Raw genomic sequence first — 22,189 nt, 5'->3', positions numbered from 1 at the left:
CGCCTTGATTTTGCTCAACTGCGCCGGTGAGAATTCGCTGAAAGTCGAAGGGAGAACCGCATTGCACGATTTTTCAGACCCGGGTGAATTGGCGGCCGGGACCGGTCCGGTGCTTTCGCGCTACCGCCTGCACGGTTCGCCCGACAGCGCCAACTATGTCGTGCGCATGGTTCTGGAAGAGTTGGGTCAGTCTTATGATTATGTCCCGGTCGACAGGATGATCTCGGCGCAGAAGTCGGCAGCGTATCGCAAGCTCAATCCGCAAGGGTTGATTCCCGTGCTGGAGGTGCCGGGCCAGGATGCGCCGATGTTCGAAACCGGTGCCATCGTGCTCTTTCTCGCCGACCGGCATGGCGCACTCGCTCCGGACCCTCACGCCCCCGGGCGCGGCCGGTTCCTGAAATGGCTGTTCTTCATCTCAAACACGCTCCATTCGGACCTGCGCATTTCTTTCAAGGTGAAACGCTACCTTCCGGACGAGAGCCGCCATGCGGTCTTTCTGGAAACGCTCGTTGAGCGCATCGGCGCGAGCCTTGCGCATCTCGATGCCGAAATCGCGGCCACCGGCGGCCCGTACCTTTTGGGGCAGCAGCTCAGCTGCGCGGATCTCTACCTGGCTGCCTGCGCGCGCTGGGCGCAGATCTATCCCGCCACCGGCAAGTGGACGCCGGCAGCAACACCGCATCTGCAGGCAATGCTCAAGCTGCTGGAGGCGCGCCCGGCGGTGGAAGTGGCGTCGCGGAAGGAGCTGATAGAGGGAACACCCTTCACAGATCCAAGGCCAGGAACCTTGCCGGGAACGACTGCATGAAACTTGTTCATGTTGATCATTGCAATCAATCATGCAATGCGGCGTCATTGGGTCTATAGGGCGTGAGCGTTGGCCCTCCGGGTGAAACAGACTGACCGGATCCAACCGGACGGCAGGGCTTCAATCCATCGACTCATCCCGCACACTTTTCCGCAGCCGGCGGAATGCGCTAAAGATGGGTCGGACGTCAAAGGACCGTTGCCATTGACTATGACCCCAGTCACCTTCGAACATGCCGCCGCGCGTCTGAGCCTGACCCTTTTGATCGCGGCGCTGGGCGGCGCTGCCTTCAATCTACTGGAGTTGCCCGCTGCCTGGCTCTCGGGCGCAATGGTGTTCGTCGCCGTCGCGACGCTTGCCGGAGCGCCGACACTGATGCCGGCGCGACTGCGTGATGCGCTGTTCTTCATGATCGGCCTTTCCATGGGGGCAGGCGTTCATCCCGACGTGGTGGAACGCATCGGCGAATGGCCGGTCTCCATGGCGATGCTGGTGCTTGTCGTCGTCTGCGTCACACTTGCCGGCTACGTTGTCCTGCATTACGGCGCAAAATGGTCACGGGAGACGGCCTATTTCGGTGCGATCCCGGGCGCGCTCTCCTATGTGATCGCGCTTGCCACGGACCGGAACGCCGATCTGCCGCGCATTGCCTCCAGCCAGTCCCTGCGTCTCTTCGTGCTGGTAGCGATCCTGCCCTTTGCCGTGGTTTCCTCCAGCGGTACGGTCGATGGGGGAGGAGCGCGGATCTACGTCTCCGGCCTCCATGATTTCCTCATCGGCCTGCCGCTCTGCCTCGCCGCTGCCTGGCTTGCCGTGAAGACGCGGGTTCCGGGAGGATGGATGACGGGCGCCTTCTTCATGAGCGCAGGCCTCAACGCTTCGGGACTGCTGACGCTGGTCCTGCCGAACTACATTGTCCTGCCCTGTTTCGTCATGATGGGCGCCCATATCGGCTGCCGCTTCGCGTCGATGACATTTCGCCAGTTCGTCAGCGTGCTCGGGGCTTCGCTGGCGGCCTTCGCCGCCGCGTTCCTGACGTCGCTGATCGGTGCCTTCATCGTCGCCGAGCTTGTCGGCATTCCCTTCGGCCAGGCGTTGCTCGCCTATGCGCCGGGCGGGCTGGAGGTCATGACCCTGCTGGCCTTCATGCTGGATCTCGATCCGGCCTTCGTCGCCGCCCACCAGATTGCCCGCTTCACCGGCATGGTGCTGCTGCTGCCTTTCGTGACGGCGCTGGTACTGGGGCAGAACCGGCCGGACAAGACCTCCTGAAATCCTCCGTCCGGCAGCCTTTTCTCAATCGGTGTTTCAGCTCCGGATGAAATGCAATGTGTCGAAGTTCCTCCGCCAGGCCGCGACGCGCCCCGCCATGGTCTCGGGATCGTTCGACCGGAGCGCGTCCGCGATCAGCCGTGCCAGTTCCGGCATGTCCTCCACCGTCATGCCCCAGCGCACCAGCTCCGGCGTGCCGAAGCGCAGGCCGTTCATGTCGCCCGCAACCGGCGCAATCGGCAGGCCGATGCCGCAGGCAAGGAAGCCCGCCTTGCGCAGCTTTTTCGAGGCCGTCTGGCCGCCGCCGAACGGGGCAGCCTCCAGGGCGAACTGATGCGAGGCGGTCGCGCCCTGGGTGGTCGCGAAGACGGGCATGCCTTCCCCGGCAAGTGCCTCCGCCAGGGCCCTGGCGGTCGCGGCCATTGCCGCCGCATAGGCCGCGCCGTAATCGCGCCAATCGAGCAGGGTGATGGCGAGAGCCGCCGACTTGGCGGCATCGAAATTCGCAGTCAGGCCGGGAAAGGCAATGGCATCCAGCTTCTCCGACAAGGCCTTGTCGTTGGTCACGATGAGGCCGCCTGCCGGACCGCCGAGGCTTTTATAGGTGCTCATGGTCATCAGGTGAGCGCCTTCCGCAAGCGGATCGGCGAAGATGCCGCCGGCAATCATGCCGCACTGATGGGCGGCATCGAAGAGAACATGCGCGCCGACCTCGTCTGCGATAGCGCGGATCTCCCGCACCGGATGGGGAAAGAGATTGAGGCTCATGCCGATGGTGATCAGCTTGGGACGGACCTCAAGGGCCAGTTTGCGCAGGCCTTCCAGATCAATGGTGTAGCCGTCGGCATCGACGGGGGCTTCGTGGATTTCGAGGCCGTAGAGACCTGCACAGCCCGGTGCATGGTGGGTCACATGTCCGCCAACGGAGGCGGGCGGAGCGATGATGGCATCGCCCGGCCGGGTCGTTGCCATGAAGGCATAGAGATTGGCCAGCGCACCGGAGGCAACGCGGATTTCCGCGTAGTCCGCTTGGAAGATCTCGCAGGCGAGCTCCGCCGCAATTACCTCGATCTCCTCGATGGCTTCAAGGCCCATCTCGTATTTGTCGCCCGGATAGCCGAGCGAAGGCCGGGACCCCATGCCGCAGGCAAGCAACGCTTCCGCGCGCGGATTCATGATGTTGGTCGCCGGGTTGAGGTTGAAACAGTCCTTCTCGTGGATCATCCGGTTCTCTTCAGCCAGCGCCTCGATGCGCTCGGCAATGCCTTTCGAAGACAGCGAGCCGATGCTCTGCGCGATCCCGTCTATGCGGGAGACTGCGGCGGCCGGAAGCCAGGGACGTTTTTCAGCGACGCTCATGTTCACTCTCCAAGTCGATTTCAACAGAGTTTCCATGAGGTATTGCCGTGGCGCAAATCAGATTTTAGAATTTCAAGGGCTAGAAAAACTGAGGCTTCGAGATGTCTGTTGCGCCTCCCGTTCCAAGACTGCCCTCGCTCAACGCGCTGCGGGCCTTCGAGGCGTCGGCGCGTTTGGGCGGTTTTGCCCTTGCTGCGGCCGAACTGCAGGTGACCCCGGGGGCGGTGGCGGCGCAGATCAAGGGACTGGAGGAGGAGATCGGGGCAGATCTGTTTGTACGGCACGCCAAGGGTGTCCGTCTGACAACGCTCGGCCAACGGGCGCTGCCCGGGTTTATCGCCGCCTTCGACCAGCTCGGTACGGCGGTGCGGGACCTGAGGCAGGAAGCAGCCCCGCGAAAGATCCATATAGCGGCCCTGCCGGCGCTGGCGCAGCTCTGGCTGGCGCCGAGATTGCCGATGCTGCGGGACCGCCTGGCGGGGATAGACGTTTCGATCACCGCCCTTGAAACCCCGCCGAACCTGAAGCGCGTCCCCTTCGATCTCTGCCTTTTTTACAGAGACGAACCGGAGGAAAACGGTGTCTGGTTCGAAGGCGACAGGTTATTGCCCGTCTGTGCGCCCCGATTGGCGGCTGGCCTGACCAGACCAGCGGATTTGCGGGAAGCGATCTGCCTGACCGACACCACCTGGGCGGACGACTGGAGGGTATGGGCGGAAGTCGCCCTGCCGGGCGAGACTTTCGCGCCGCGCGGGCCGGTCTTCTCGCTCTATGCGCTGGCGGTTCAGGAAGCACTTGACGGGGCTGGCGTTCTGATGGCGCACAGGTCGCTCGTCGCCGCGCACCTTGCCTCCGGTGACCTGATCGCACCGTTCGATGTCGAGGTGCCCCTGTCGCAGGCAATCTGTCTCTGGAGCCTGCCGGGCGGGCGAAGCAATGCGGCTGCCGCGCAGGTCATGCAGGTGCTTCGGAGCACCGGTTGAGACGGCCGGGCGTTCAGCGGACGTTTTTTTTCGCCCGGTTTCCCCGCCAGAGAATGAACAGCCCGGAGCCGACGATGATCGCGCAGCCGGTCAGCATCCAGGCGTCGATGCTTTCGCCGAACCAGAGTGTGCCGAGCAGGATGCCGAAAAGCAGGCGCGAATAGCGGAACGGGGTGACGGTGGCGATTTCGCCGGTGCGCATGGCCTTCATCAAGGCACTATAGGCAAAGACGCCGCAGGAAACGGCAGCGGCAAGGGCCAGAAGCGCGGGTGGTTCCGGCTGCACGAAGGCCGTCCGGTCCCAGAGGCTGTAGAGCAGGCCGGCAATAACGATCGTCACGAAGCCGTAGAAGCCGAGGATTGTGGTGCCGAGCGTTGCCGGGGCGGCCCGGCTTGCGAGATCCCGGCCGGAAAAGCCCAGCATGCCGATGACGGCCAGGATTGACAGCAGCGAAAAGCTGTCGCCCGCCGGCCGCAGCACGATCAGGACCCCTAGAAGACCCAGCAGGATGGCGGTCCACCGGCGCCAGCCGACCTTCTCACCGAAGAAGAGCGAGGCTCCGAGGACGACGAAGATCGGTGTCGCCTGGAGAATGGCCGTCGTGGATGAGAGCGGCGTGAGCGCAAGAGCCAGAACATAGAACAGGCGGCCGACCAGTTCGAAGGCGAAGCGGATCTGCATGATGCGCCCGAAGACGTCCCGGGTGAAGATCCTTTCCCGCTTCGCCTTTGCAAGAATGAAGAAGAGCACCGAGCCGCCGAGACCGAAAAGGATCAGGATTTCAGATACCGGCAGATGTGTGGCGGTGGCTTTCACGAAGGCGTCCTCCAGCGCGAAGGCGCCCATGGCGGCGACCATCCAGAGGCTGCCGGTGGCATTGGGCGAAAGTAACGTGTTCTTGCTGGAAAGAGCGGTCAAACGGGTCGTCCGTATGGATGGAGCTGCCCGGGACGATAAGGCGTGATGACCCTGGGCCGAATAAGCAATTGGTGGGCAATCTGACTTAGCAGGTTTGAGGGAAGCCTGTAGGAAAATCCGGTCAGGACGGCAGAGCATCAACAGCAATGGTGTCGCAGGCCAGGGCGAAGAACAGGGTCTTGGAGTGTCGTTCCGGATTGCTTTCAGCAGCGCCGTGTCAGCATCGCGTAGCGATCGGATTACACCTTGTGCGCGACATTTTTTCCAATGCATACTGATCCTTGGAGGGGATTTGCCGCAGTGCAAAATCCGGCAGCTTGATATGAATCAACGCGACGATTGAAGGTTCGTGTGCATGGTCGTGCCATCGTGGCACCTTGTAACGATTTCAAGACTGGGGCGCTAAAAATGGCACAACACAAGGCCAGAATGATCTCGCTCGAGGAGGGGGGCTTTGCCATCTTCCTCGTGCTTCTCGCATTTGCCTGCATCATCGTCGCGGGCAAGACATTCGATCAGGTTATGGCATTCCACGCAGGCATCGGCGCCTTGTTCGCCGCCGTCAGCGTGTTCCTTATCTTCAAGAAATACTTCGATGACGGCGGGGAGCCGATCCCTGCCGAAATCGACGGCAAACCCAACTACAATCTCGGTCCGATCAAGTTCGCCTCGATCGCGGCCATGTTCTGGGGCATCGCCGGGTTCACAGTCGGTCTGGTAATCGCACTGCAGCTCGCCTATCCGGTGCTGAACTTCGATCTTCCCTGGACCAATTTCGGCCGCTTGAGGCCGCTGCACACCTCGGCGGTGATCTTTGCCTTCGGCGGCAACGTGCTGCTTGCAACGTCCATGTATGTGGTGCAGCGCACCTGCCGCGTGCGCATGCCGGGCAAGATCCTGCCCTGGTTCGTGATCCTCGGCTACAACGCCTTCATCGTGATCGCCGGCACAGGCTACCTGCTCGGTGCCACGCAGAGTAAGGAATATGCGGAACCGGAATGGTATGCCGACCTTTGGCTGACCATCGTCTGGGTCTTCTACCTGCTGCTCTTCCTCGGCACGCTGTGGAAGCGCAAGGAGCCGCATATCTATGTGGCCAACTGGTTTTACCTCGCCTTCATCGTCACGATCGCCATGCTGCACATTGTCAACAACCTGACGATCCCTGTCTCGATCTACTCGACCAAATCCTACATCGTCTGGTCGGGCGTTCAGGACGCCATGGTGCAGTGGTGGTACGGCCATAACGCGGTGGGCTTCTTCCTGACCGCCGGCTTCCTCGCCATTATGTATTACTTCATCCCGAAGCGCGCCGAGCGGCCGGTCTATTCCTACCGTCTCTCCATCGTGCACTTCTGGGCGCTGATCTTCCTCTACATCTGGGCTGGTCCCCACCACCTCCACTACACGGCTCTGCCGCAGTGGGCCTCGACGCTGGGTGCGACATTCTCCATCATCCTGTGGATGCCCTCCTGGGGCGGCATGATCAACGGCCTGATGACGCTTTCAGGCGCCTGGGACAAGCTCAGAACCGACCCGGTCCTGCGCATGATGGTTGTCTCCGTCGCTTTCTACGGCATGTCCACCTTCGAAGGTCCGCTGATGAGCCTGCGCTCGGTCAACTCGCTGTCGCACTACACGGACTGGACCATCGGCCACGTGCATTCCGGTGCGCTCGGCTGGGTGGGCTACATCTCTTTCGGGGCGATCTACTGCCTGGTTCCGTGGCTGTGGAACAAGCGTGAGCTCTATTCGCTGAAGCTGGTCAACGTGCACTTCTGGCTGTCGACCATCGGTATCGTGCTCTACATCACCGCGATGTGGGTCTCCGGTATCATGCAGGGCCTGATGTGGCGTGCCTATAACACGCTCGGCTTCCTGGAATACTCCTTCGTGGAAACCGTGGAGGCAATGCATCCCTTCTACATCATCCGTGCTCTTGGTGGTGCGCTCTTTGTGCTCGGCGCCGTGATCATGGCCTACAATCTCTGGATGACCGTCCGTCACGGCGAGGCTGAAGAAGCCGATGCCACGCCGGCTGGCTCCCTGGCCGCGGCCGAATGAGGGGGGACAGGTAAATGTCTGCTTGGAAAAAACACGAAGTCTTCGAAAAGAACTCCTTCATACTTCTGATCGGCATTCTGGTCATGGTCGCCATCGGTGGCCTGGTCGAGATCGCACCGCTCTTCTACCTGAAGAGCACGATCGAAAAGACGGAAGGCATGCGGCCCTATACGCCGCTGGAGCTGGCCGGACGGGATATCTATGTCCGCGAGGGATGCTACCTCTGCCATTCGCAGATGGTGCGCCCGATGCGCGACGAAATGGAGCGTTACGGCCACTTCTCGCTGGCAGCGGAATCCATGTACGACCATCCGTTCCAGTGGGGCTCCAAGCGTACCGGCCCCGATCTGGCACGCGTCGGCAACAAGTATTCCGACGACTGGCATGTGGAGCACCTGATCGACCCGCGCGCGGTGGTGCCGGCCTCCATCATGCCCGGCTACCCCTTCCTGGCGGAAAACCGCCTGAATACGCGGGACATACAGGCGCATCTCAGCGTGAACGCCATCGTCGGCGTGCCCTATACCGAGGACCAGATCGCCAATGCCGCGTCGGACCTGCTCGGCCAGGCCAAGCCTGATACGGACGCCGCCGATAGCTTCGAGGAACGCTGGCCAGGTGTCGCCATCCGCGACTTCGACGGAAATCCGAAGGAAGTCACGGAGATGGATGCCCTGGTGGCCTATCTCCAGGTTCTCGGCACCATGGTCGACTTCTCGATCTACGACGACAAGGCAAACGCGAGGTAAGAGCGATGAACGAGACCTATTCCGCATTCGCCGGCTTCGCGCAAACCTGGGGCCTTCTCTACTTCATGATCCTGTTTGGCATCGTTCTGGCCTACGCGCTGTGGCCGAAAAACAGCAAGAAGTTCGATGATGCCGCTCAAATCCCGTTCCGGGAGGACTGATCCATGGCAGACATACACAACAAGGAAGTCGACCAGATCTCCGGGGTCGAAACAACCGGCCACGAATGGGACGGCCTGAAGGAACTCAACAACCCCCTGCCGAAATGGTGGCTCTATCTCTTCTATGCCACCATTGTCTGGGCCGTGATCTACTGGGTGCTCTATCCGTCCTGGCCGCTGATCTCCAGCTACACGACGGGTGTGCTGGGTGCCAACCAGCGTCAGGAGGCGATCGCCGCCTACGACAAGGGCATTGCCGACAGGTCGGGCACCGCCGACAAGATCGTGGCGGCGTCTCTGGAGGAAATCTCCACCAGTCCGGAACTCCTGCCGTTCGCGCAGGCGGCCGGTCAGGCGGCCTTCGGCGACAACTGCGCTCCCTGCCACGGCAGCGGCGGCACTGGCGCGGAAGGCTATCCGAGCCTGCAGGACGACACCTGGATCTGGGGCGGTACGCTGGATGACATCCACACCACCCTCGAATACGGCATCCGTTCGGGCCATGACGACGCCCGTATCGGCGAAATGCCGGCCTTCGGCCGCGACGAGCTCCTGAGCCGCGAGGAAATCGATCAGGTCTCCAATTTCGTTGCCTCCCGCGCCGGGGCGGAAACGGAAGAGGGCGCCGACCTGGAAGCCGGACAGTCCGTCTATAACGACAACTGCTCCTCTTGCCACGGCGAAGACCTGAAAGGCATCCAGGAAGTCGGTGCGCCGAGCCTGCTGTCCGCCAACTACCTCTACGGCAAATCGCTGGACGCCATCAAGGCGCAGGTCAGCAACCCGCGCAACGGCGTGATGCCGGCCTGGGTGGATCGCCTGGACCCGGCGACCCTCAAGTCGCTGACCGTCTATGTCCACTCCTTCGGCGGTGGTCAGTAATCGGGGGACGCCGGTGCGACAAATGTGCCGGAAAACCTTAGCAATTTGATCCGGCGCAAAGTATGACGCTTTGCGCCGGTTTATTTTATGATGACGCTGCTATCGGTTAGCGGCGAAGACTTTGTCGAAGATCCCATTGGGGCGGGATCGCGTTTAAAAGGACGGACGGTATGTCTGCGGACACCGAGACGAACGAGGGCGCGCAACCCGAGGAATGGTTCGCGTCGGCCAAGAAGATCTATCCGATGGCAACCCACGGCCTGTTTCGCAGGATCAAGTGGACGCTGCTCTTCATCACCCTTGGCATCTATTATTTCCTGCCCTTCATCCGCTATGACCGCGGGCCGGACGCGCCGGGACAGGCGGTCCTGGTCGATATGGAAGGCCGGCGGGGCTATTTCTTCTTCATCGAGATCTGGCCGCAAGAGGTCTATTATCTCACGGGCCTCCTCATCATCGCGGCGCTCGCGCTCTTTCTCATGAACGCGGTCGCAGGGCGCGTGTGGTGCGGCTATCTCTGCCCGCAGACCGTCTGGACGGACCTCTTCCTCTGGGTGGAGCGCAAGATCGAGGGCGACCGGCGTGAGCGCATCGCGCTCGACAAGGAACCCTGGACCTTCGGCAAGGTCGGCAAACGCGCCACCAAGCACTTCTTCTGGCTGATGATCGCCTGGTGGACCGGCGGGGCCTGGGTGCTCTACTTCAACGATGCGCCGACGCTGGTCTGGCAGCTCCTGACCTTCCAGGCGCCGATGATCGCCTATACCTGGATCGCCATTCTGACGACGACGACCTATCTGCTGGCCGGTTTCATGCGCGAACAGGTGTGCATCTACATGTGCCCGTGGCCGCGCATCCAGGCGGCGATGACCGACGAGAAGGCGCTCAACGTCACCTATCGCTGGGACCGGGGTGAACCGCGCGGTTCCCTGAAGCAGAACAGGAAGCTGGCTGACCAGGGGCTGCCTGCGGGCGACTGCGTCGATTGCTACCAGTGTTTCCAGGTCTGCCCGACCGGTGTCGACATCCGCAAGGGCATGCAGCTCGACTGCATCCAGTGCGGCCTGTGCATCGATGCCTGCGACAATGTCATGACCAAGATCGGCAAGCCGAAAGGGCTGATTGCCTACGACACGGACGAGAACATCGAGCGCCGGCTTGAGGGCAAGGAGCCGGTCTACGAGATCGTGCGCGTGCGCACGGTCATCTATGTGGCCATCATTGCCGTTGTCTGTGCCATCATGCTGTTCACGCTTGTGAACCGCGACTTTGCCGATATCAGCGTGCTGCATGACCGCAACCCGGTTTTCGTCGAGCAGTCCGACGGTTCGGTGCGCAACGGTTATACGGTGCGCCTCTCCAACAAGCGCCGCCACGAGCGGTCCTTCATGCTGCACGTGGAAGGAATGCCCCCGAACTCGCTGGTCGAGGCTGTCGGCGTGGAAGACACCTTTGCCGGGCGGCCGATCATCTCCGTCGGTTCGGACACGACGCGGGAGGTGCGCATCCTGGTCACCTCTCCCCCCTGGGAGCACATGCCGCATTCGACGCCGGTCACCTTCCGTATCACCGAAAGCGTGATGGGTGAGGTGGTCACGGCAAAAGACACGTTCAAAGCACCGGAAAAGCCTTGAGGAGCAACGGATGTCGATGGTTCAATCCAACATGAAAGACCCCAAGGCGATCACCGGCAGGACGGTTCTGGCCTGGCTTCTCGGCTTCTTCGCCGTGGTGTTCGCGGCCAATGCGGTGTTCATCTATCTCGCGCTCGGGTCTTTCCCGGGCGTGGTGGTGGAAAGCTCCTACGAGGCCGGACAGGCTTATAACAGCGAGATTGCCGCGGCCAAGGTGCAGGCGGAGCTGAACTGGCAGGTCTCGACGGATTTCGTCCGTACCGCGGACGAGGGCGGCAAGCTCATCGTCACCGCAACTGACGCCGGCGGAACGCCGCTTTTTGGCGTGACGCTGCGTGCCCTGCTGCGTAACCCGGTGCATGACGGCACAGATGTCGAAGTGGCCTTCGCCGCCGACGGCGGCGGGCGCTATGTCGGCAACGTGGAAACGGTTGCCGACGGCAACTGGACGCTCATCCTGGAAATCGAACAGGACGGGACCCGCAAGTTCCGCTCCGAGAACCGGATCTTCCTGAAGGACTAGGTCTACAACCGTGACAAGGCATCAGCGCGACTGGCAGGCATTTGTTACAGAAGGCAAGGATGGCGCGGTCCACATGGATCTCGCTGTCGACGGCATCACCTGTGCTGCCTGCATGGGCGAGATCGAAAGGGGCCTCAGAAAGCTTCCCGGCATCCGGACCGCCCGGGTGAACCTGACCAGCCAGCGCCTCGCCGTCGACTGGGTGGAGGACGAGACCGGCGCTGACGAAATCGTCTCGGAACTCGCCCGGCTGGGTTACACGGCCCATCCTTTCGACCCTGCCAGTCAGAAGGCGCGCCAGGACCGCACGGGAAAGGAACTGCTGCGCTGTCTCGCCGTTGCCGGCTTTTCGGGCATGAACATCATGCTGCTGTCGGTCTCCGTCTGGTCGGGCAATGCCACCGACATCACGCCGGAAACGCGCGACTTCTTTCACTGGCTGTCGGCCCTGATCGCGCTGCCGACGGTTGCCTATGCAGGCCGCCCCTTTTTCCGCAGTGCCTTCAACGCACTCGTCGCAGGCCGGCTTAACATGGATGTGCCGATTGTCATCGGCGTGACCCTGGCGGTGGCGCTGTCCATTGTCCAGACCGTGCAGCACCAGCATCACGTCTATTTCGAATCCGCGGTCATGCTGCTGTTCTTCCTGCTGGTCGGACGGTATCTCGATCACAACATGAAGGGCCGCACGCGATCCTTCGCCGAGAACATCGCTGCCCTGAAGGCGGAAGTCGCCGCGCGCATCAATCCGGACGGAAACGTGCGCGAGGTGCCGCTTTCGAAGATCGCGGCAGGCGACCTCGTGCTTGTCTCCGGCGGCGAGCGCGTCCCGGTCGACGGTGTGGTCAAGACGGGCAGCTCCGAGATCGATCAGAGCCTTGTGACCGGCGAGAGCATCCTGGTGCCGGTCAAGCCCGGTCAGCGGGTCTATGCCGGGACGCTGAACGGGGCAGGGGCGCTGCAGGTGCGCGTCGAGGCCGCGTCGGGGGCAACGCTGCTCGATGAGGTCAACCGGCTGCTGGAGGCCGCGTCCCAGGCCAAATCCAAATACGTGCGCCTCGCCGACCGGGCCGCCCGTCTCTACGCACCATTGGTGCATGGCGCGGCCGGGTTGACGTTTCTCGGCTGGCTGATGGCGGGTCTCAATTGGCAGCCCTCGCTCGTCATTTCCATTTCCGTTCTCATCATCACCTGCCCCTGCGCGCTCGGACTTGCCGTACCGGCGGTCCAGGTGGTGGCCTCCGGTCAGCTTTTCCGGCGCGGTGTCCTCCTCAATTCCGGCGATACCATCGAACGCCTCTCGGATGCCGATACGATCCTATTCGACAAGACCGGCACCTTGACGCTCGCCGAACCGGACCTGTGCAGCAGGATCGATCCGGCAGACAGCATGCTCGCCCTGTCCGGTCGCCTGGCGCTGGCTAGCCGCCATCCGCTGTCGGCGGCGCTCGTCAAGGCGACAGGTGCCATCCAGCCGCTGCCGGAGGTGACGGAAGTCCCCGGCATGGGTCTGGAGACCGACGTCGACGGCAAAGTGTTCCGGCTCGGCAGCCCGCACTTCTGCGGGGCGTCCGAAGTCGAGATCGCACAGGTTCTTGCCGACTATCCCGGCGTCTCCCTTCTTGCCGTCCGTCTTGGCGATGCTCCGGCTCGCCTGCTTGCTTTCCGCCAGCGTCTGCGGCCGGATGCACGCGCCGTCATCGACCGGCTGAAGGCAACCGGGTACCGGCTGGAAATCCTCTCCGGCGACACCGAACCTGCGGTTCGCGATTGCGCCGCCGCCCTCGGCATTGCCGACTGGCAGGCCGGCATGAAGCCGGCGCAGAAGATTGCCCGGCTGGAAGCGCTGCAGGCCGAGGGCCGCAAGGTGCTGATGGTCGGCGACGGGCTGAACGACGCGCCGGCCCTGGCCGGGGCGCATGTGTCGCTGTCGCCGGTTTCCGCCGTCCATCTCAGCCAGGCGGCCGCCGACGCGGTTTTCCTGGGAGAGAAGCTGCAGCCGGTTGTCGATGCGCTGCATATCTCGAAACGGGCGCGTGCGGCTATCGAGCAGAACCTCTGGATATCCGCGCTCTACAACGTCATTGCGGTCCCGATCGCCGTTGCCGGCTTCGTGACGCCATTAATGGCGGCCGTTGCCATGTCGGCATCATCTCTGGCCGTCACGGCAAATGCGCTCAAACTGCGCTGGGGCGACGCATCGGCCAGTCCCGGCCCCGACACCGCTAACGGTGCAGATGCCCGCAAGGCAGCGCGGTCCAGTATCGACGAACCGGTGCGGGGATAGGCCATGGACGTTCTGATCTATCTGATACCGATTGCACTGCTGCTGGGAGCCCTGGGGCTCGGTGCCTTTTTGTGGTCGCTCAAGAGCGGTCAGTATGACGATCTGGAAGGCGCGAAATGGCGCATCCTGGATGACGACGATCTGCCGGACAGGTAGGGCGTCTTCCTTGACAAGTTTACGAGGGAAGCCTAGCCACGTTCGCCTGTGACAGCAACGGGAGAGCAGGCGGCATGGAGCAGTTTCCGGAGGCGCACAAGCCGGGCTACGCGATCTATTCGGCGAAGTCCCTGGCCATCTACGATGCGCTGGTGCTTGGTTTCTCCAACCGTTTTCTGTGGCGTTGCCCCAGCCGGCACATGGTGTCGCTGTACGACCGGCACCTTGCGGAAGGTCACCTCGATATCGGTGTCGGCACCGGCTATTTCCTCGACAAGGCCACGTTTCCTGTCGCCAAGCCGAAGATCACGCTGATGGATCCGAACCCGCTGTGCCTGGACAAGGCGGCCGGCCGGATCGAACGTTACCGGCCCGCCAAGGTGCAGGCCGATGCACTGGTGCCCTGGCCGGCGACACTCGGCCGGTTCGGCTCCATCGCGCTGAACTATGTACTCCACTGCCTGCCCGGAACGATGACTGACAAGGCTTGCCTCTTCGACCATCTGCGACCGCATCTGGCGGAAGACGGCACGGTCTTCGGCGCGACGATCCTGCAAGGCGACGCCCCCCGATCGGCGGCCGCGCGCAAGCTCATGCAGATCTATAACGCCAAGGGTGTCTTCTCTAACGAGCAGGACACCGAAGCCTCCTTGCGGCTGGAACTTGAAAAACGCTTTGGCGAAGTGGAGATCGAGCGGATCGGATGTGTCGCGCTCTTCAGCGCAAGACGGCCTGTGGCAGGATAAGGCGAGGCGTCATCCGGCGCAGAAGCGCCGGATGCCAATGCGTGTCGCGTTCATTTGAATTCACGTGACCCGCTTTATCTCGTTCTGGACGCACGTCTTTTGGCGAAAAACCGGAACCCACTTCTTCGCGACGTGCTCTAAAGGACGTTGGCAAGTGCCATGCCGGTGGCAAGCAGCACCAGGCCGATTCCGGCCAGAAGCAGCAGATTGTCCCGCAGAGTTCCGTTTGAGCCGGGGTCGGACGGCTGGTGCTCAAAGGAGAGCGCGTCGTCTTCTCCGAAAGGGTCTTGGTCCCGGGACATGGTTCTTACAATCGTCGGCAAGGGCTTCTCATAAGGTTCAATTTCGTGCCGCAACCATGGCGCCGGAGTTTTGAAAGTCCCGTTAACATGGCTCGAGCCAAAAGATTAATTCGCCGCAATATTACCAAGGGGTGAAATCTCTTCTTGTATTCCTAGCCTATTTTGAAGATTTCAGGTTGCAGGCGTGGGTGTGCTGCTGCAGTGCTACTGGTTGTGCTGGTGAGTGTATGCGTCCGACGGGGTAACCGCGGCTAACTCATTGTTCAGACTTTCCTGTCAAGACTGGGTCCAAACATGGAGGACTAGGTGAGCCTTGATCTTGCCTCGCTGACATTCTTGCTGGTCGAAGACAGTGCCTATATGCGGACGATCCTGCGCACCATGCTGCAGGGCTTCGGCGCGCGGCGCATTGTCGAGGCGGAAGATGGCGCGTCCGGCCTTGAGGCCATGGACCGGGCGAACCCGGATATCCTCATTCTGGATTGGGTGATGCCGATCCTGGACGGCGCCGACATGGTGCGCATGATCCGCAGCCCGAACAATCCCTTTGCCTATATTCCGATTATCATGGTGACGGCACATACGGAGCGCAGCCGTATCGTGGAAGCTCGCCGTCTCGGTGTGCACGAACTGCTGTCGAAGCCGATTTCCGCCAAGGCGCTTTACCAGCGGGTATCGAGCGTGATCCTGCATCCGCGCGATTTCATCAAGACCGCGACCTATTTCGGGCCGGCCCCGCGCGAAATCCGCAACCGCCAGAAAATCTGGCAAGGCGGGCCAGGACAGCCGCCAGGTTCGAACGGTGGTGGCGAAGAAAACGTCACCGCAATCGGTTAAGCGCCGCGGATCTTCAGGAAAATATCAGGCTGCGGACTGGGCTGCCTGCGCTGCAGGAGCGGTCTGAAAAGACTGGGCGCCCTGGGCGCCCTGCGCGGACTTGGCTTCCGCGGCTTCGGCAAACTGGGCGAGCACGTCCAGATCGACAGTGTAGTGATCCAGCAGAAATTGGGAAAGTACGTCGATCGGCAGGTGATGATAGCCTTCGATGGCCGCCATCAAAGCTTCGAATGTGTCTAGCCGTTCGCGCAGCTTTATCATGATTTCCCGTAGAGCCGAATGTTGTCTCACACTGGAGTTTTATAGTTAATAATGCGTAAGCCCGGTCAGTGCAAGTGCGTGCGAATGCGCTTCTAGGGCATTCGAAAACCGTCCACAAGCTTTTCCCGCAAGGCAGCGAATTTCTTGGCAAAAATCCGCAGGCCGGGGCATGCTGCCGGGGTAATTAAGATCTGCGGCCGATCAACCGGAACCGGTTGAACCGACAAAAGCCGATCGACCTTAAAGTGGTAGAGCATGGCCAAAATCATCTATGTCCTGAATGGACCGAATCTCAATCTTCTCGGCAAGCGGGAGCCGGAGATCTACGGGTCGCAGACATTGGAAGACGTGCGCCAGATGTGCGAGCTGCTTGGCGAGCGGGTGGGGCTGGAGATCGTGTTCCGCCAGAGCAATGCCGAACATGACCTGATCGACTGGATCCACGAGGCCCGCGAGGCTGCCGCCGGCATCATCATCAACCCTGCTGCCTATACGCACACGTCGATCGCGATCCTGGACGCCCTCAGCGCCTGCACCTGTCCCGTGATCGAGGTCCATATCTCCAATATCCACAGGCGCGAGAGCTTCCGGCACCATTCCTATGTGTCGGCGCGGGCGGATGCGGTGATCGCCGGCTGCGGCGTCGAAGGATATCTTCTTGCGCTGCAGCGCATGGCGACGCTGTGCAGCTCGGGCTGAGACGGCGGAAAAGCCGCCGGTTCAGTAGCCGTTGCCGCTGAAGAATTCCTTCACGACGGTGACAAAGAGGATCTTCACGTCCAGCACGACGGAGTGCTGCCGGACATAGGCAAGATCGTGCTCCAGGCGCATGCGGGCTGCGTAGGCCTCCCGCGTTTCGCCGCGGAAACCGTTGACCTGTGCGAGGCCGGTGATGCCGGGCAATACCCGGTGCCGGTCCATGTAGCGGGGATCGAAAACCTCGTAGGGCATGCCCGCCGCGAGCATTCCCGGCACATGCGGGCGCGGCCCGACCAGCGACATGTCGCCCCGCAATACGTTGATCAGTTGCGGCAGCTCGTCGAAATTGCTCTTGCGCAGGAATGCGCCGACAAAGGTCACGCGCGGGTCGTTTTCAACGGTCTGGCTGACGCCGGACCTGTCGCACAAGTCGTTGTGCATGGTCCGGAACTTGAGCACTTCGAAAGGCGCCCCGTTCAGGCCGTAGCGGGCTTGCCGGAAAAAGACCGGACCCCGGCTGGTCAGCTTGATTGCAACCGCTATTGCAACGAAGAGGGGAAACAGCAGGATCAGGCCGGCAGTTGCGCCTGTCAGGTCGAGCAGCTTTTTCAGGCCGCTGTTGATTGTCCCGGCCACCAGAGACCCGTTGGTCCCGTGAGGCCGCATCGCTGTGCCGGATCGGCTATCCCGGCGTCCCCAGGTCACGAAGCCGGCGATATTCATTGTATCGCGGACGTGATCTTCTGCTTCGTATGAAACTGTTTCGTCTGCCAAGATTGCCAGCCTCAAACCGGTACGCGCAACTAGTTGGCGTGCGAAAGCATCCTATAAGGCTGCGGCCGCAAGCGCTATGACATCGTTAATATTTGGTTAACAGAAAACGGAAAATTCTTATCCGTTAAGGATTTGGTTACCATGCTGACGGTGCGGTAGCAATAATCCAAAGTGCAAATGTGATATGAAATTTTCGTAAGATTGAAACGAAATCGCCGGGTTCCGCGGAACCCGGCGCTATAAAATTCAGGCAATCGCCGAAGTGCTGCGTCAGTAGCTGCGGCCGACGCTGGTGTAGTCGAAACCGTGGGCCTGCATGTAGTCGGGCTTGTAGATGTTGCGCAGGTCGACGACCTTCGGCGCTTTCACAAGCGATTTGACCCGGTCCAGATCGAGCGCGCGGAACTGGTCCCACTCCGTGACGATTACAACCACGTCTGCATTTTCGATGGCGTGGTAGGGCCCGTCGCAGAAGAGAACGTCCGACATCAGCTTCGTGGCTTCTTCCATGCTTGCCGGATCATAGGCGCGGATCTTTGCACCCGCTTCCTGGAGCTTGGCCACGATGTCGAGGCTCGGCGCATCGCGCATGTCGTCCGTGTTGGGTTTGAAGGCGAGACCCAGCAGGGCGATGGTCTTCCCGGCAACGTCGCCGCCCATGAAGTCGATGACCTTGTCGGCCATCCGCTTCTTGCGGGCCGCGTTCACCTCAATCACGCTGTCGACGATTTTCAGGCTCGAGTTGGCTTCCGCGGCAATCTTCGACAATGCCAGCGTATCCTTCGGGAAACAGGAACCGCCATAACCCGGGCCTGCATGCAGAAACTTGTTGCCGATGCGGTTGTCGAGGCCGATGCCGCGGGAGACTTCCTGCACATTCGCCCCGACCTTCTCGCACAGATCGGCAATCTCGTTGATGAAAGTGATCTTGACCGCGAGGAAAGCGTTGGCGGCGTACTTGATCAGCTCCGACGTGCGGCGGCGGGTCACGATGATCGGCGTCTCGTTGAGATAAAGCGGCCGGTAGAGCTCCTTCATCACCTCGACCGCCTCATCGCTGTCCGTTCCGACGACAACCCGGTCCGGTCGCTTGAAGTCGTTGATGGCTGCGCCTTCGCGCAGGAACTCCGGATTGGAGACGACGGCAAAATTAGCGTCCGGGTTGGCCTTGGCAATGATCGCTTCGACCTCGTCGCCCGTGCCGACCGGAACGGTCGACTTCGTGACGATGACGGTAAAGCCCTCGATCAGGCCGGCGATTTCTTCCGCGGCCGCATAGACGTAGGAAAGGTCCGCGTGGCCGTCGCCGCGGCGGGTCGGTGTGCCGACCGCAATGAAAACCGCGTCCGCTTGACGGATCGCTTCCGTCGGGTCGGTCGAAAAGAAGAGCCGTTCTTCGGCAACGTTCTTGGCAACGAGATCCTGCAGGCCCGGCTCATAGATCGGAATGCGGCCGTTGTTGAGCGCGTCGATCTTGCTCGCGTCCTTATCGATGCAGGTCACCACGTGACCGAAATCAGCAAAACATGTCCCGGAAACCAGACCGACATAGCCGGTTCCAATCATTGCAACGCGCATGGTACGTCCTAAAGCTCTAAATCATTCTCCGACCGCTCACGGCGATCCGGCCCTGTTTGCTGCGCCGGGCCGTGCACGATATTTCGTGCGCGTTGGTACCGGCTTTCGCCGCAGCAATCAATTGGCATGACCTCAAATCGCCAGCCTGTCGGTCATTTGGCCGCGATGCCGCACCAGGCGGCGGTGAAGAGGGCTATCGAACGGGTCACCCGTTTCAGCGACGGCAGGTTCACGCATTCGTTGATCCCGTGGATGTTCTTCGAGACCGGGCCATAGGTGAGGGCGGTCAGACCGGAGTGATTGATGTAGAGCGCCGCATCGAGATAACAGGCCATGATGGAGCGCTTCAGGTCCTGTCCGGTCGCGGCCTGATGAGCTTGCCCAAGGACGGTTTCGGCATCACTTCCCGCCGCAAGGCGATAACCCGCCTGACAGGTGCCGACCCACTCCAGGCGCGGATTGGCTTTTGCAAGGCGCGGATCGCGCGTTCCAAGTTCCTGGAGGACTGCCTCGAATGCGGTCATCCGCACAGCCGGATCGTCGCCGGGGTAAAAGCCGATCCTGCCTTCGAACATGCATTCAAAGGGGATGGAAGACGGCCATTCGCCGCCCGTGATCGTGCCGATGTTCAGGCTGGCCGGATTGCGCAATCCCTCGAAACCTGAGTGATTGGCCTTCTCCGCGTTCCAGGTCGCTTCAAGCGCCTTGAGCTCAGCGATCACCAGGAATGCCGCTTCGATGGCACTGAGGCCGGACTCCGGTTCACGAGGATGGGCCGGGACACCCTGGACGGTGATCTTGAACTTTATCACCCCGGAATTGGCGCAGATAACGTCCTCGTCCGTCGGTTCGGGAATGAGCACTGCATCGGCGTTCGCACCCCGCGCGATGGCAGCAGCCGTGCCGTTGCCCGTTACCTCCTCGTCGATGACCGACTGGATTTCCAGCGGCCCCTGAAGCCGGAAACCCGCAGCCTCGATGGCGTCGGCCGCGAAGAGATTGGCGGCAAGACCCGCCTTCATGTCACCGGCGCCCCGGCCGAACAGCCAGTCACCTTCGCGGATGGCGGCAAAGGGCGGATGGGTCCAGGCTTCCGCATTGGCGGTCGGGACGACATCGACATGGGCGTTGAGGATCAGCGAGCGGCCGGAGGGTGATGACGGCCGTTTCCGGCCGCTGACATTGAAGGTGCCCGTATAATCGATGGTGGCTGGTGAGTAGGCCGGATGGTGTTTCAGGGCCGCGACATCAACCGGATAGGTCTCGACCTCATAGCCACGTCCGGCAAGCGCCCCGGCAACGATTTTCTGAACGCCGGCTTCCTCGCCGCGCAAGGAGGGGGCGCGGACGATCTCCTGCAGAAAGGCGACTTCGTCTTCGAATTTCGCGTCAACGGCACCGATGATCGCTGCAATGGCGGCGCTTGAGAGAGTTTCTGACATGACGGTCCGGCTGATGTGACAGAGAGGGCAGGTGAAGTGCCTGCACCCTATCAAGTGCAAAGCGGACGTCAAATGGGCTGGCTAGATAAGTTTCGCCGCGCTCTTTCCCTCATCCAGAGGAGCGCGATTTCGTGCGTCTCGAAGGATAGGCGGCATGCTCTGGAACAAGCGGCCCGTCCTTCGAGACGAACCTGACGGTCCTCCTCAGGAGGAGGTGGAATCAAGGGCTCGGCGGCTTCATTACACCGTCAGATAACGCCGCACTTCCGTCTCCGAAAGATCCGCACCTGCGCCGGAAAGCACCACTTCGCCGCGGTCCATGACTGCGTAGTTGTCGGCAAGGTCCCGGGCGAATTCGAAATATTGTTCCACCAGAACGATGGCCATGGTGCCCTGATCGCGCAGCCAGGAAATCGCCCGGCCGATATCCTTGATGATCGACGGCTGAATTCCTTCAGTCGGCTCGTCAAGGACCAGAAGCTTCGGCCGGGTGACGAGGGCGCGGGCAATGGCAAGCTGCTGCTGCTGACCGCCGGAAAGGTCACCGCCGCGGCGGGACAGCATGTCCTTCAGGACCGGGAAAAGTTCGAAGATCGTGTCCGGAATGAACCGGTCCTTGCGCGGGATCGGTGCGTAACCGGTTTCAAGGTTCTCCTTGACCGACAGGAGCGGGAAGATCTCGCGCCCCTGCGGCACGATGGCGATGCCCTTCTTGGCGCGGGCATGGGCAGCGAGCGAGGAGATGTCTTCTCCGTCCCAGAGGATCTTGCCCGCGCTGATGCCGTGCTGACCGGCAACGGCGCGCAGCGTCGAGGTCTTGCCGACGCCGTTGCGGCCCATCAGGCAGGTGACCTTGCCGACTTCGGCGGTCAGCGAAACTTTCTTCAGCGCCTGGGCGGCACCATAGTGTAGGTCGATGTTTTCAACTTGCAGCATGGCATCTGTCTCTTCGAGCAAGGCTCTCTGGGGTGGTTTTCCAGGCGAAGTCAGGTGTCCCAGTCATCGTCCGAGATAAACTTCCACGACGCGTTCGTCGGCTGAGACATGGTCGAGGGAGCCTTCAGCCAGGACCGAGCCTTCGTGAAGAACCGTGACCTTGACGCCCAGGGAGCGCACAAACACCATGTCGTGTTCGACCACGACGACCGAGTGATCATTGGCGATATCCTTCAGTAATTCCGCGGTTTCCGCCGTTTCGGCATCCGTCATGCCGGCAGCGGGTTCGTCCACCAGAAGCAGTTTCGGATCCTGTGCCAGCAACATGCCGATTTCCAGCCATTGTTTCTGTCCGTGACTGAGATTGGCGGCAAGCTCGCTTCGCTTGGAACCGAGGCGGATCAGATCGAGAAGATACTCGATCCGTCTCTTTTCGCCGCCGGAAATGACGTGGAACAGTGTTGCGAAAGGACCGCGCGGCGCTTTCAGCGCCAGTTCCAGATTGTCCCAGACCGTGTGGCTTTCGAAGACCGTCGGTTTCTGGAATTTGCGGCCGATGCCGAGCTCTGCGATCGAGGCCTCGTCCTCGCCGGTAAGATCCACGGTGCCGTTGAAATAGACCTCGCCGCGATCCGGTCGCGTCTTGCCGGTGATGACGTCCATCATCGTGGTCTTGCCGGCGCCGTTCGGGCCGATGATGGCACGCATCTCTCCGGGTGCGATCGTCAGCGACAACTCGTTCAGCGCCTTGAAGCCGTCGAAGGAGACCGACACGCCGTCGAGATAAAGAAGGCTGGTGGAACGCGCCATGGGT

The 22,189-nt window shown here is 61.5% G+C and carries 23 protein-coding genes; 14 read left to right on the top strand and 9 right to left on the bottom strand.

The window, feature by feature from the left end:
* Positions 1 to 4: 4 nt before the first annotated feature.
* Together ACX3M4_RS09945 and ACX3M4_RS09940 are read left to right on the top strand one after the other, a co-directional pair.
* Positions 5 to 811 (top strand): glutathione S-transferase family protein, encoded by an 807-nt coding sequence (locus ACX3M4_RS09945; protein WP_459358422.1) that lies wholly within the window; start codon positions 5 to 7, stop codon positions 809 to 811.
* Between the two features lie 210 nt (positions 812 to 1,021).
* Positions 1,022 to 2,083: an AbrB family transcriptional regulator gene (locus ACX3M4_RS09940; protein ID WP_459359405.1), complete on the top strand. Its 1,062-nt coding sequence runs from the start codon at positions 1,022 to 1,024 to the stop codon at positions 2,081 to 2,083.
* A 36-nt stretch (positions 2,084 to 2,119) separates the two neighbouring features.
* On the opposite strand, the gene ACX3M4_RS09935 is transcribed toward ACX3M4_RS09940, so the two are convergent.
* The gene (locus ACX3M4_RS09935; protein WP_459358421.1) at positions 2,120 to 3,442 is read right to left on the bottom strand and encodes an aminotransferase class I/II-fold pyridoxal phosphate-dependent enzyme; all 1,323 of its coding nucleotides are present in this window, start codon (positions 3,440 to 3,442) and stop codon (positions 2,120 to 2,122) included.
* 101 nt (positions 3,443 to 3,543) lie between these two features.
* On the opposite strand from ACX3M4_RS09935, the gene ACX3M4_RS09930 reads away from it, so the two are divergent.
* A complete protein-coding gene (locus ACX3M4_RS09930; protein WP_459358420.1) occupies positions 3,544 to 4,425 on the top strand; it encodes a LysR family transcriptional regulator in 882 nt (293 codons plus the stop codon).
* A 13-nt stretch (positions 4,426 to 4,438) separates the two neighbouring features.
* Here ACX3M4_RS09930 and ACX3M4_RS09925 read toward each other — a convergent pair whose 3' ends face one another.
* Entirely contained in the window at positions 4,439 to 5,344 is a 906-nt protein-coding gene (locus ACX3M4_RS09925; protein ID WP_459358419.1) for a DMT family transporter, read from the bottom strand.
* A gap of 408 nt (positions 5,345 to 5,752) precedes the next feature.
* On the opposite strand from ACX3M4_RS09925, the gene ccoN reads away from it, so the two are divergent.
* From ccoN to ACX3M4_RS09880, 9 genes are all read left to right on the top strand, one after another.
* Entirely contained in the window at positions 5,753 to 7,408 is a 1,656-nt protein-coding gene (gene ccoN, locus ACX3M4_RS09920) for a cytochrome-c oxidase, cbb3-type subunit I (RefSeq protein WP_459358418.1), read from the top strand.
* Between the two features lie 14 nt (positions 7,409 to 7,422).
* Positions 7,423 to 8,157 carry a cytochrome-c oxidase, cbb3-type subunit II gene (ccoO, locus tag ACX3M4_RS09915; RefSeq protein WP_459358417.1) on the top strand — a complete coding sequence of 245 codons (735 nt, stop codon included), beginning with the start codon at positions 7,423 to 7,425 and terminating at the stop codon, positions 8,155 to 8,157.
* A gap of 5 nt (positions 8,158 to 8,162) precedes the next feature.
* The gene (locus ACX3M4_RS09910; protein WP_459358416.1) at positions 8,163 to 8,318 is read left to right on the top strand and encodes a cbb3-type cytochrome c oxidase subunit 3; all 156 of its coding nucleotides are present in this window, start codon (positions 8,163 to 8,165) and stop codon (positions 8,316 to 8,318) included.
* A gap of 3 nt (positions 8,319 to 8,321) precedes the next feature.
* Positions 8,322 to 9,200: a cytochrome-c oxidase, cbb3-type subunit III gene (gene ccoP / locus ACX3M4_RS09905; protein ID WP_459358415.1), complete on the top strand. Its 879-nt coding sequence runs from the start codon at positions 8,322 to 8,324 to the stop codon at positions 9,198 to 9,200.
* A 170-nt stretch (positions 9,201 to 9,370) separates the two neighbouring features.
* Positions 9,371 to 10,834 carry a cytochrome c oxidase accessory protein CcoG gene (gene ccoG / locus ACX3M4_RS09900; RefSeq protein ID WP_459358414.1) on the top strand — a complete coding sequence of 488 codons (1,464 nt, stop codon included), beginning with the start codon at positions 9,371 to 9,373 and terminating at the stop codon, positions 10,832 to 10,834.
* 10 nt (positions 10,835 to 10,844) lie between these two features.
* Positions 10,845 to 11,357, top strand: coding sequence for a FixH family protein (locus ACX3M4_RS09895; RefSeq protein WP_459358413.1), 513 nt, complete (start codon positions 10,845 to 10,847; stop codon positions 11,355 to 11,357).
* A 10-nt stretch (positions 11,358 to 11,367) separates the two neighbouring features.
* A complete protein-coding gene (locus tag ACX3M4_RS09890; protein ID WP_459358412.1) occupies positions 11,368 to 13,644 on the top strand; it encodes a heavy metal translocating P-type ATPase in 2,277 nt (758 codons plus the stop codon).
* A 3-nt stretch (positions 13,645 to 13,647) separates the two neighbouring features.
* A complete protein-coding gene (ccoS, locus tag ACX3M4_RS09885; protein ID WP_459358411.1) occupies positions 13,648 to 13,800 on the top strand; it encodes a cbb3-type cytochrome oxidase assembly protein CcoS in 153 nt (50 codons plus the stop codon).
* A 74-nt stretch (positions 13,801 to 13,874) separates the two neighbouring features.
* Positions 13,875 to 14,546, top strand: coding sequence for a class I SAM-dependent methyltransferase (locus tag ACX3M4_RS09880; protein ID WP_459358410.1), 672 nt, complete (start codon positions 13,875 to 13,877; stop codon positions 14,544 to 14,546).
* A gap of 137 nt (positions 14,547 to 14,683) precedes the next feature.
* Here ACX3M4_RS09880 and ACX3M4_RS09875 read toward each other — a convergent pair whose 3' ends face one another.
* A complete protein-coding gene (locus tag ACX3M4_RS09875) occupies positions 14,684 to 14,869 on the bottom strand; it encodes a hypothetical protein (protein ID WP_459358409.1) in 186 nt (61 codons plus the stop codon).
* Between the two features lie 285 nt (positions 14,870 to 15,154).
* On the opposite strand from ACX3M4_RS09875, the gene ACX3M4_RS09870 reads away from it, so the two are divergent.
* A complete protein-coding gene (locus tag ACX3M4_RS09870) occupies positions 15,155 to 15,685 on the top strand; it encodes a response regulator (RefSeq protein ID WP_459358408.1) in 531 nt (176 codons plus the stop codon).
* 24 nt (positions 15,686 to 15,709) lie between these two features.
* On the opposite strand, the gene ACX3M4_RS09865 is transcribed toward ACX3M4_RS09870, so the two are convergent.
* Entirely contained in the window at positions 15,710 to 15,946 is a 237-nt protein-coding gene (locus tag ACX3M4_RS09865) for a hypothetical protein (protein WP_459358407.1), read from the bottom strand.
* A gap of 255 nt (positions 15,947 to 16,201) precedes the next feature.
* Here ACX3M4_RS09865 and aroQ point away from each other — a divergent pair, with 255 nt between their 5' ends.
* Positions 16,202 to 16,645 carry a type II 3-dehydroquinate dehydratase gene (gene aroQ / locus ACX3M4_RS09860; RefSeq protein WP_459358406.1) on the top strand — a complete coding sequence of 148 codons (444 nt, stop codon included), beginning with the start codon at positions 16,202 to 16,204 and terminating at the stop codon, positions 16,643 to 16,645.
* 21 nt (positions 16,646 to 16,666) lie between these two features.
* Here aroQ and ACX3M4_RS09855 read toward each other — a convergent pair whose 3' ends face one another.
* From ACX3M4_RS09855 to urtD, 5 genes are all read right to left on the bottom strand, one after another.
* A complete protein-coding gene (locus tag ACX3M4_RS09855) occupies positions 16,667 to 17,419 on the bottom strand; it encodes a sugar transferase (protein ID WP_459358405.1) in 753 nt (250 codons plus the stop codon).
* A 270-nt stretch (positions 17,420 to 17,689) separates the two neighbouring features.
* A complete protein-coding gene (locus ACX3M4_RS09850) occupies positions 17,690 to 18,997 on the bottom strand; it encodes a UDP-glucose dehydrogenase family protein (protein ID WP_459358404.1) in 1,308 nt (435 codons plus the stop codon).
* 152 nt (positions 18,998 to 19,149) lie between these two features.
* Entirely contained in the window at positions 19,150 to 20,439 is a 1,290-nt protein-coding gene (locus ACX3M4_RS09845) for an ArgE/DapE family deacylase (protein WP_459358403.1), read from the bottom strand.
* A 240-nt stretch (positions 20,440 to 20,679) separates the two neighbouring features.
* Positions 20,680 to 21,375, bottom strand: a complete 696-nt coding sequence (gene urtE, locus ACX3M4_RS09840) for an urea ABC transporter ATP-binding subunit UrtE (RefSeq protein ID WP_459358402.1) — start codon at positions 21,373 to 21,375, stop codon at positions 20,680 to 20,682.
* Between the two features lie 63 nt (positions 21,376 to 21,438).
* A complete protein-coding gene (gene urtD / locus ACX3M4_RS09835; RefSeq protein WP_459358401.1) occupies positions 21,439 to 22,185 on the bottom strand; it encodes an urea ABC transporter ATP-binding protein UrtD in 747 nt (248 codons plus the stop codon).
* Between the last annotated feature and the right edge of the window lie 4 nt (positions 22,186 to 22,189).

It is taken from the genome of Roseibium sp. M-1, assembly GCF_054515675.1.
The sequence above is the reverse complement of the archived record's forward strand: the minus strand, read 5'-3'. Positions and strand labels throughout refer to the sequence as shown.

Bases quoted from the DNA above. Each gene is read 5' to 3' on its own strand.
- ACX3M4_RS09940 (WP_459359405.1), top strand. From the start codon at position 1,022: ATGACCCCAGTCACCTTCGAACATGCCGCCGCGCGTCTGAGCCTGACC.
- ACX3M4_RS09935 (WP_459358421.1), bottom strand. From the start codon at position 3,442: ATGAGCGTCGCTGAAAAACGTCCCTGGCTTCCGGCCGCCGCAGTCTCC.
- ACX3M4_RS09930 (WP_459358420.1), top strand. From the start codon at position 3,544: ATGTCTGTTGCGCCTCCCGTTCCAAGACTGCCCTCGCTCAACGCGCTG.
- ccoN (WP_459358418.1), top strand. From the start codon at position 5,753: ATGGCACAACACAAGGCCAGAATGATCTCGCTCGAGGAGGGGGGCTTT.
- ccoO (WP_459358417.1), top strand. From the start codon at position 7,423: ATGTCTGCTTGGAAAAAACACGAAGTCTTCGAAAAGAACTCCTTCATA.
- ACX3M4_RS09910 (WP_459358416.1), top strand. From the start codon at position 8,163: ATGAACGAGACCTATTCCGCATTCGCCGGCTTCGCGCAAACCTGGGGC.
- ccoP (WP_459358415.1), top strand. From the start codon at position 8,322: ATGGCAGACATACACAACAAGGAAGTCGACCAGATCTCCGGGGTCGAA.
- ccoG (WP_459358414.1), top strand. From the start codon at position 9,371: ATGTCTGCGGACACCGAGACGAACGAGGGCGCGCAACCCGAGGAATGG.
- ACX3M4_RS09895 (WP_459358413.1), top strand. From the start codon at position 10,845: ATGTCGATGGTTCAATCCAACATGAAAGACCCCAAGGCGATCACCGGC.
- ccoS (WP_459358411.1), top strand. From the start codon at position 13,648: ATGGACGTTCTGATCTATCTGATACCGATTGCACTGCTGCTGGGAGCC.
- ACX3M4_RS09880 (WP_459358410.1), top strand. From the start codon at position 13,875: ATGGAGCAGTTTCCGGAGGCGCACAAGCCGGGCTACGCGATCTATTCG.
- ACX3M4_RS09865 (WP_459358407.1), bottom strand. From the start codon at position 15,946: ATGATAAAGCTGCGCGAACGGCTAGACACATTCGAAGCTTTGATGGCG.
- aroQ (WP_459358406.1), top strand. From the start codon at position 16,202: ATGGCCAAAATCATCTATGTCCTGAATGGACCGAATCTCAATCTTCTC.
- ACX3M4_RS09850 (WP_459358404.1), bottom strand. From the start codon at position 18,997: ATGCGCGTTGCAATGATTGGAACCGGCTATGTCGGTCTGGTTTCCGGG.
- ACX3M4_RS09845 (WP_459358403.1), bottom strand. From the start codon at position 20,439: ATGTCAGAAACTCTCTCAAGCGCCGCCATTGCAGCGATCATCGGTGCC.
- urtE (WP_459358402.1), bottom strand. From the start codon at position 21,375: ATGCTGCAAGTTGAAAACATCGACCTACACTATGGTGCCGCCCAGGCG.
- urtD (WP_459358401.1), bottom strand. From the start codon at position 22,185: ATGGCGCGTTCCACCAGCCTTCTTTATCTCGACGGCGTGTCGGTCTCC.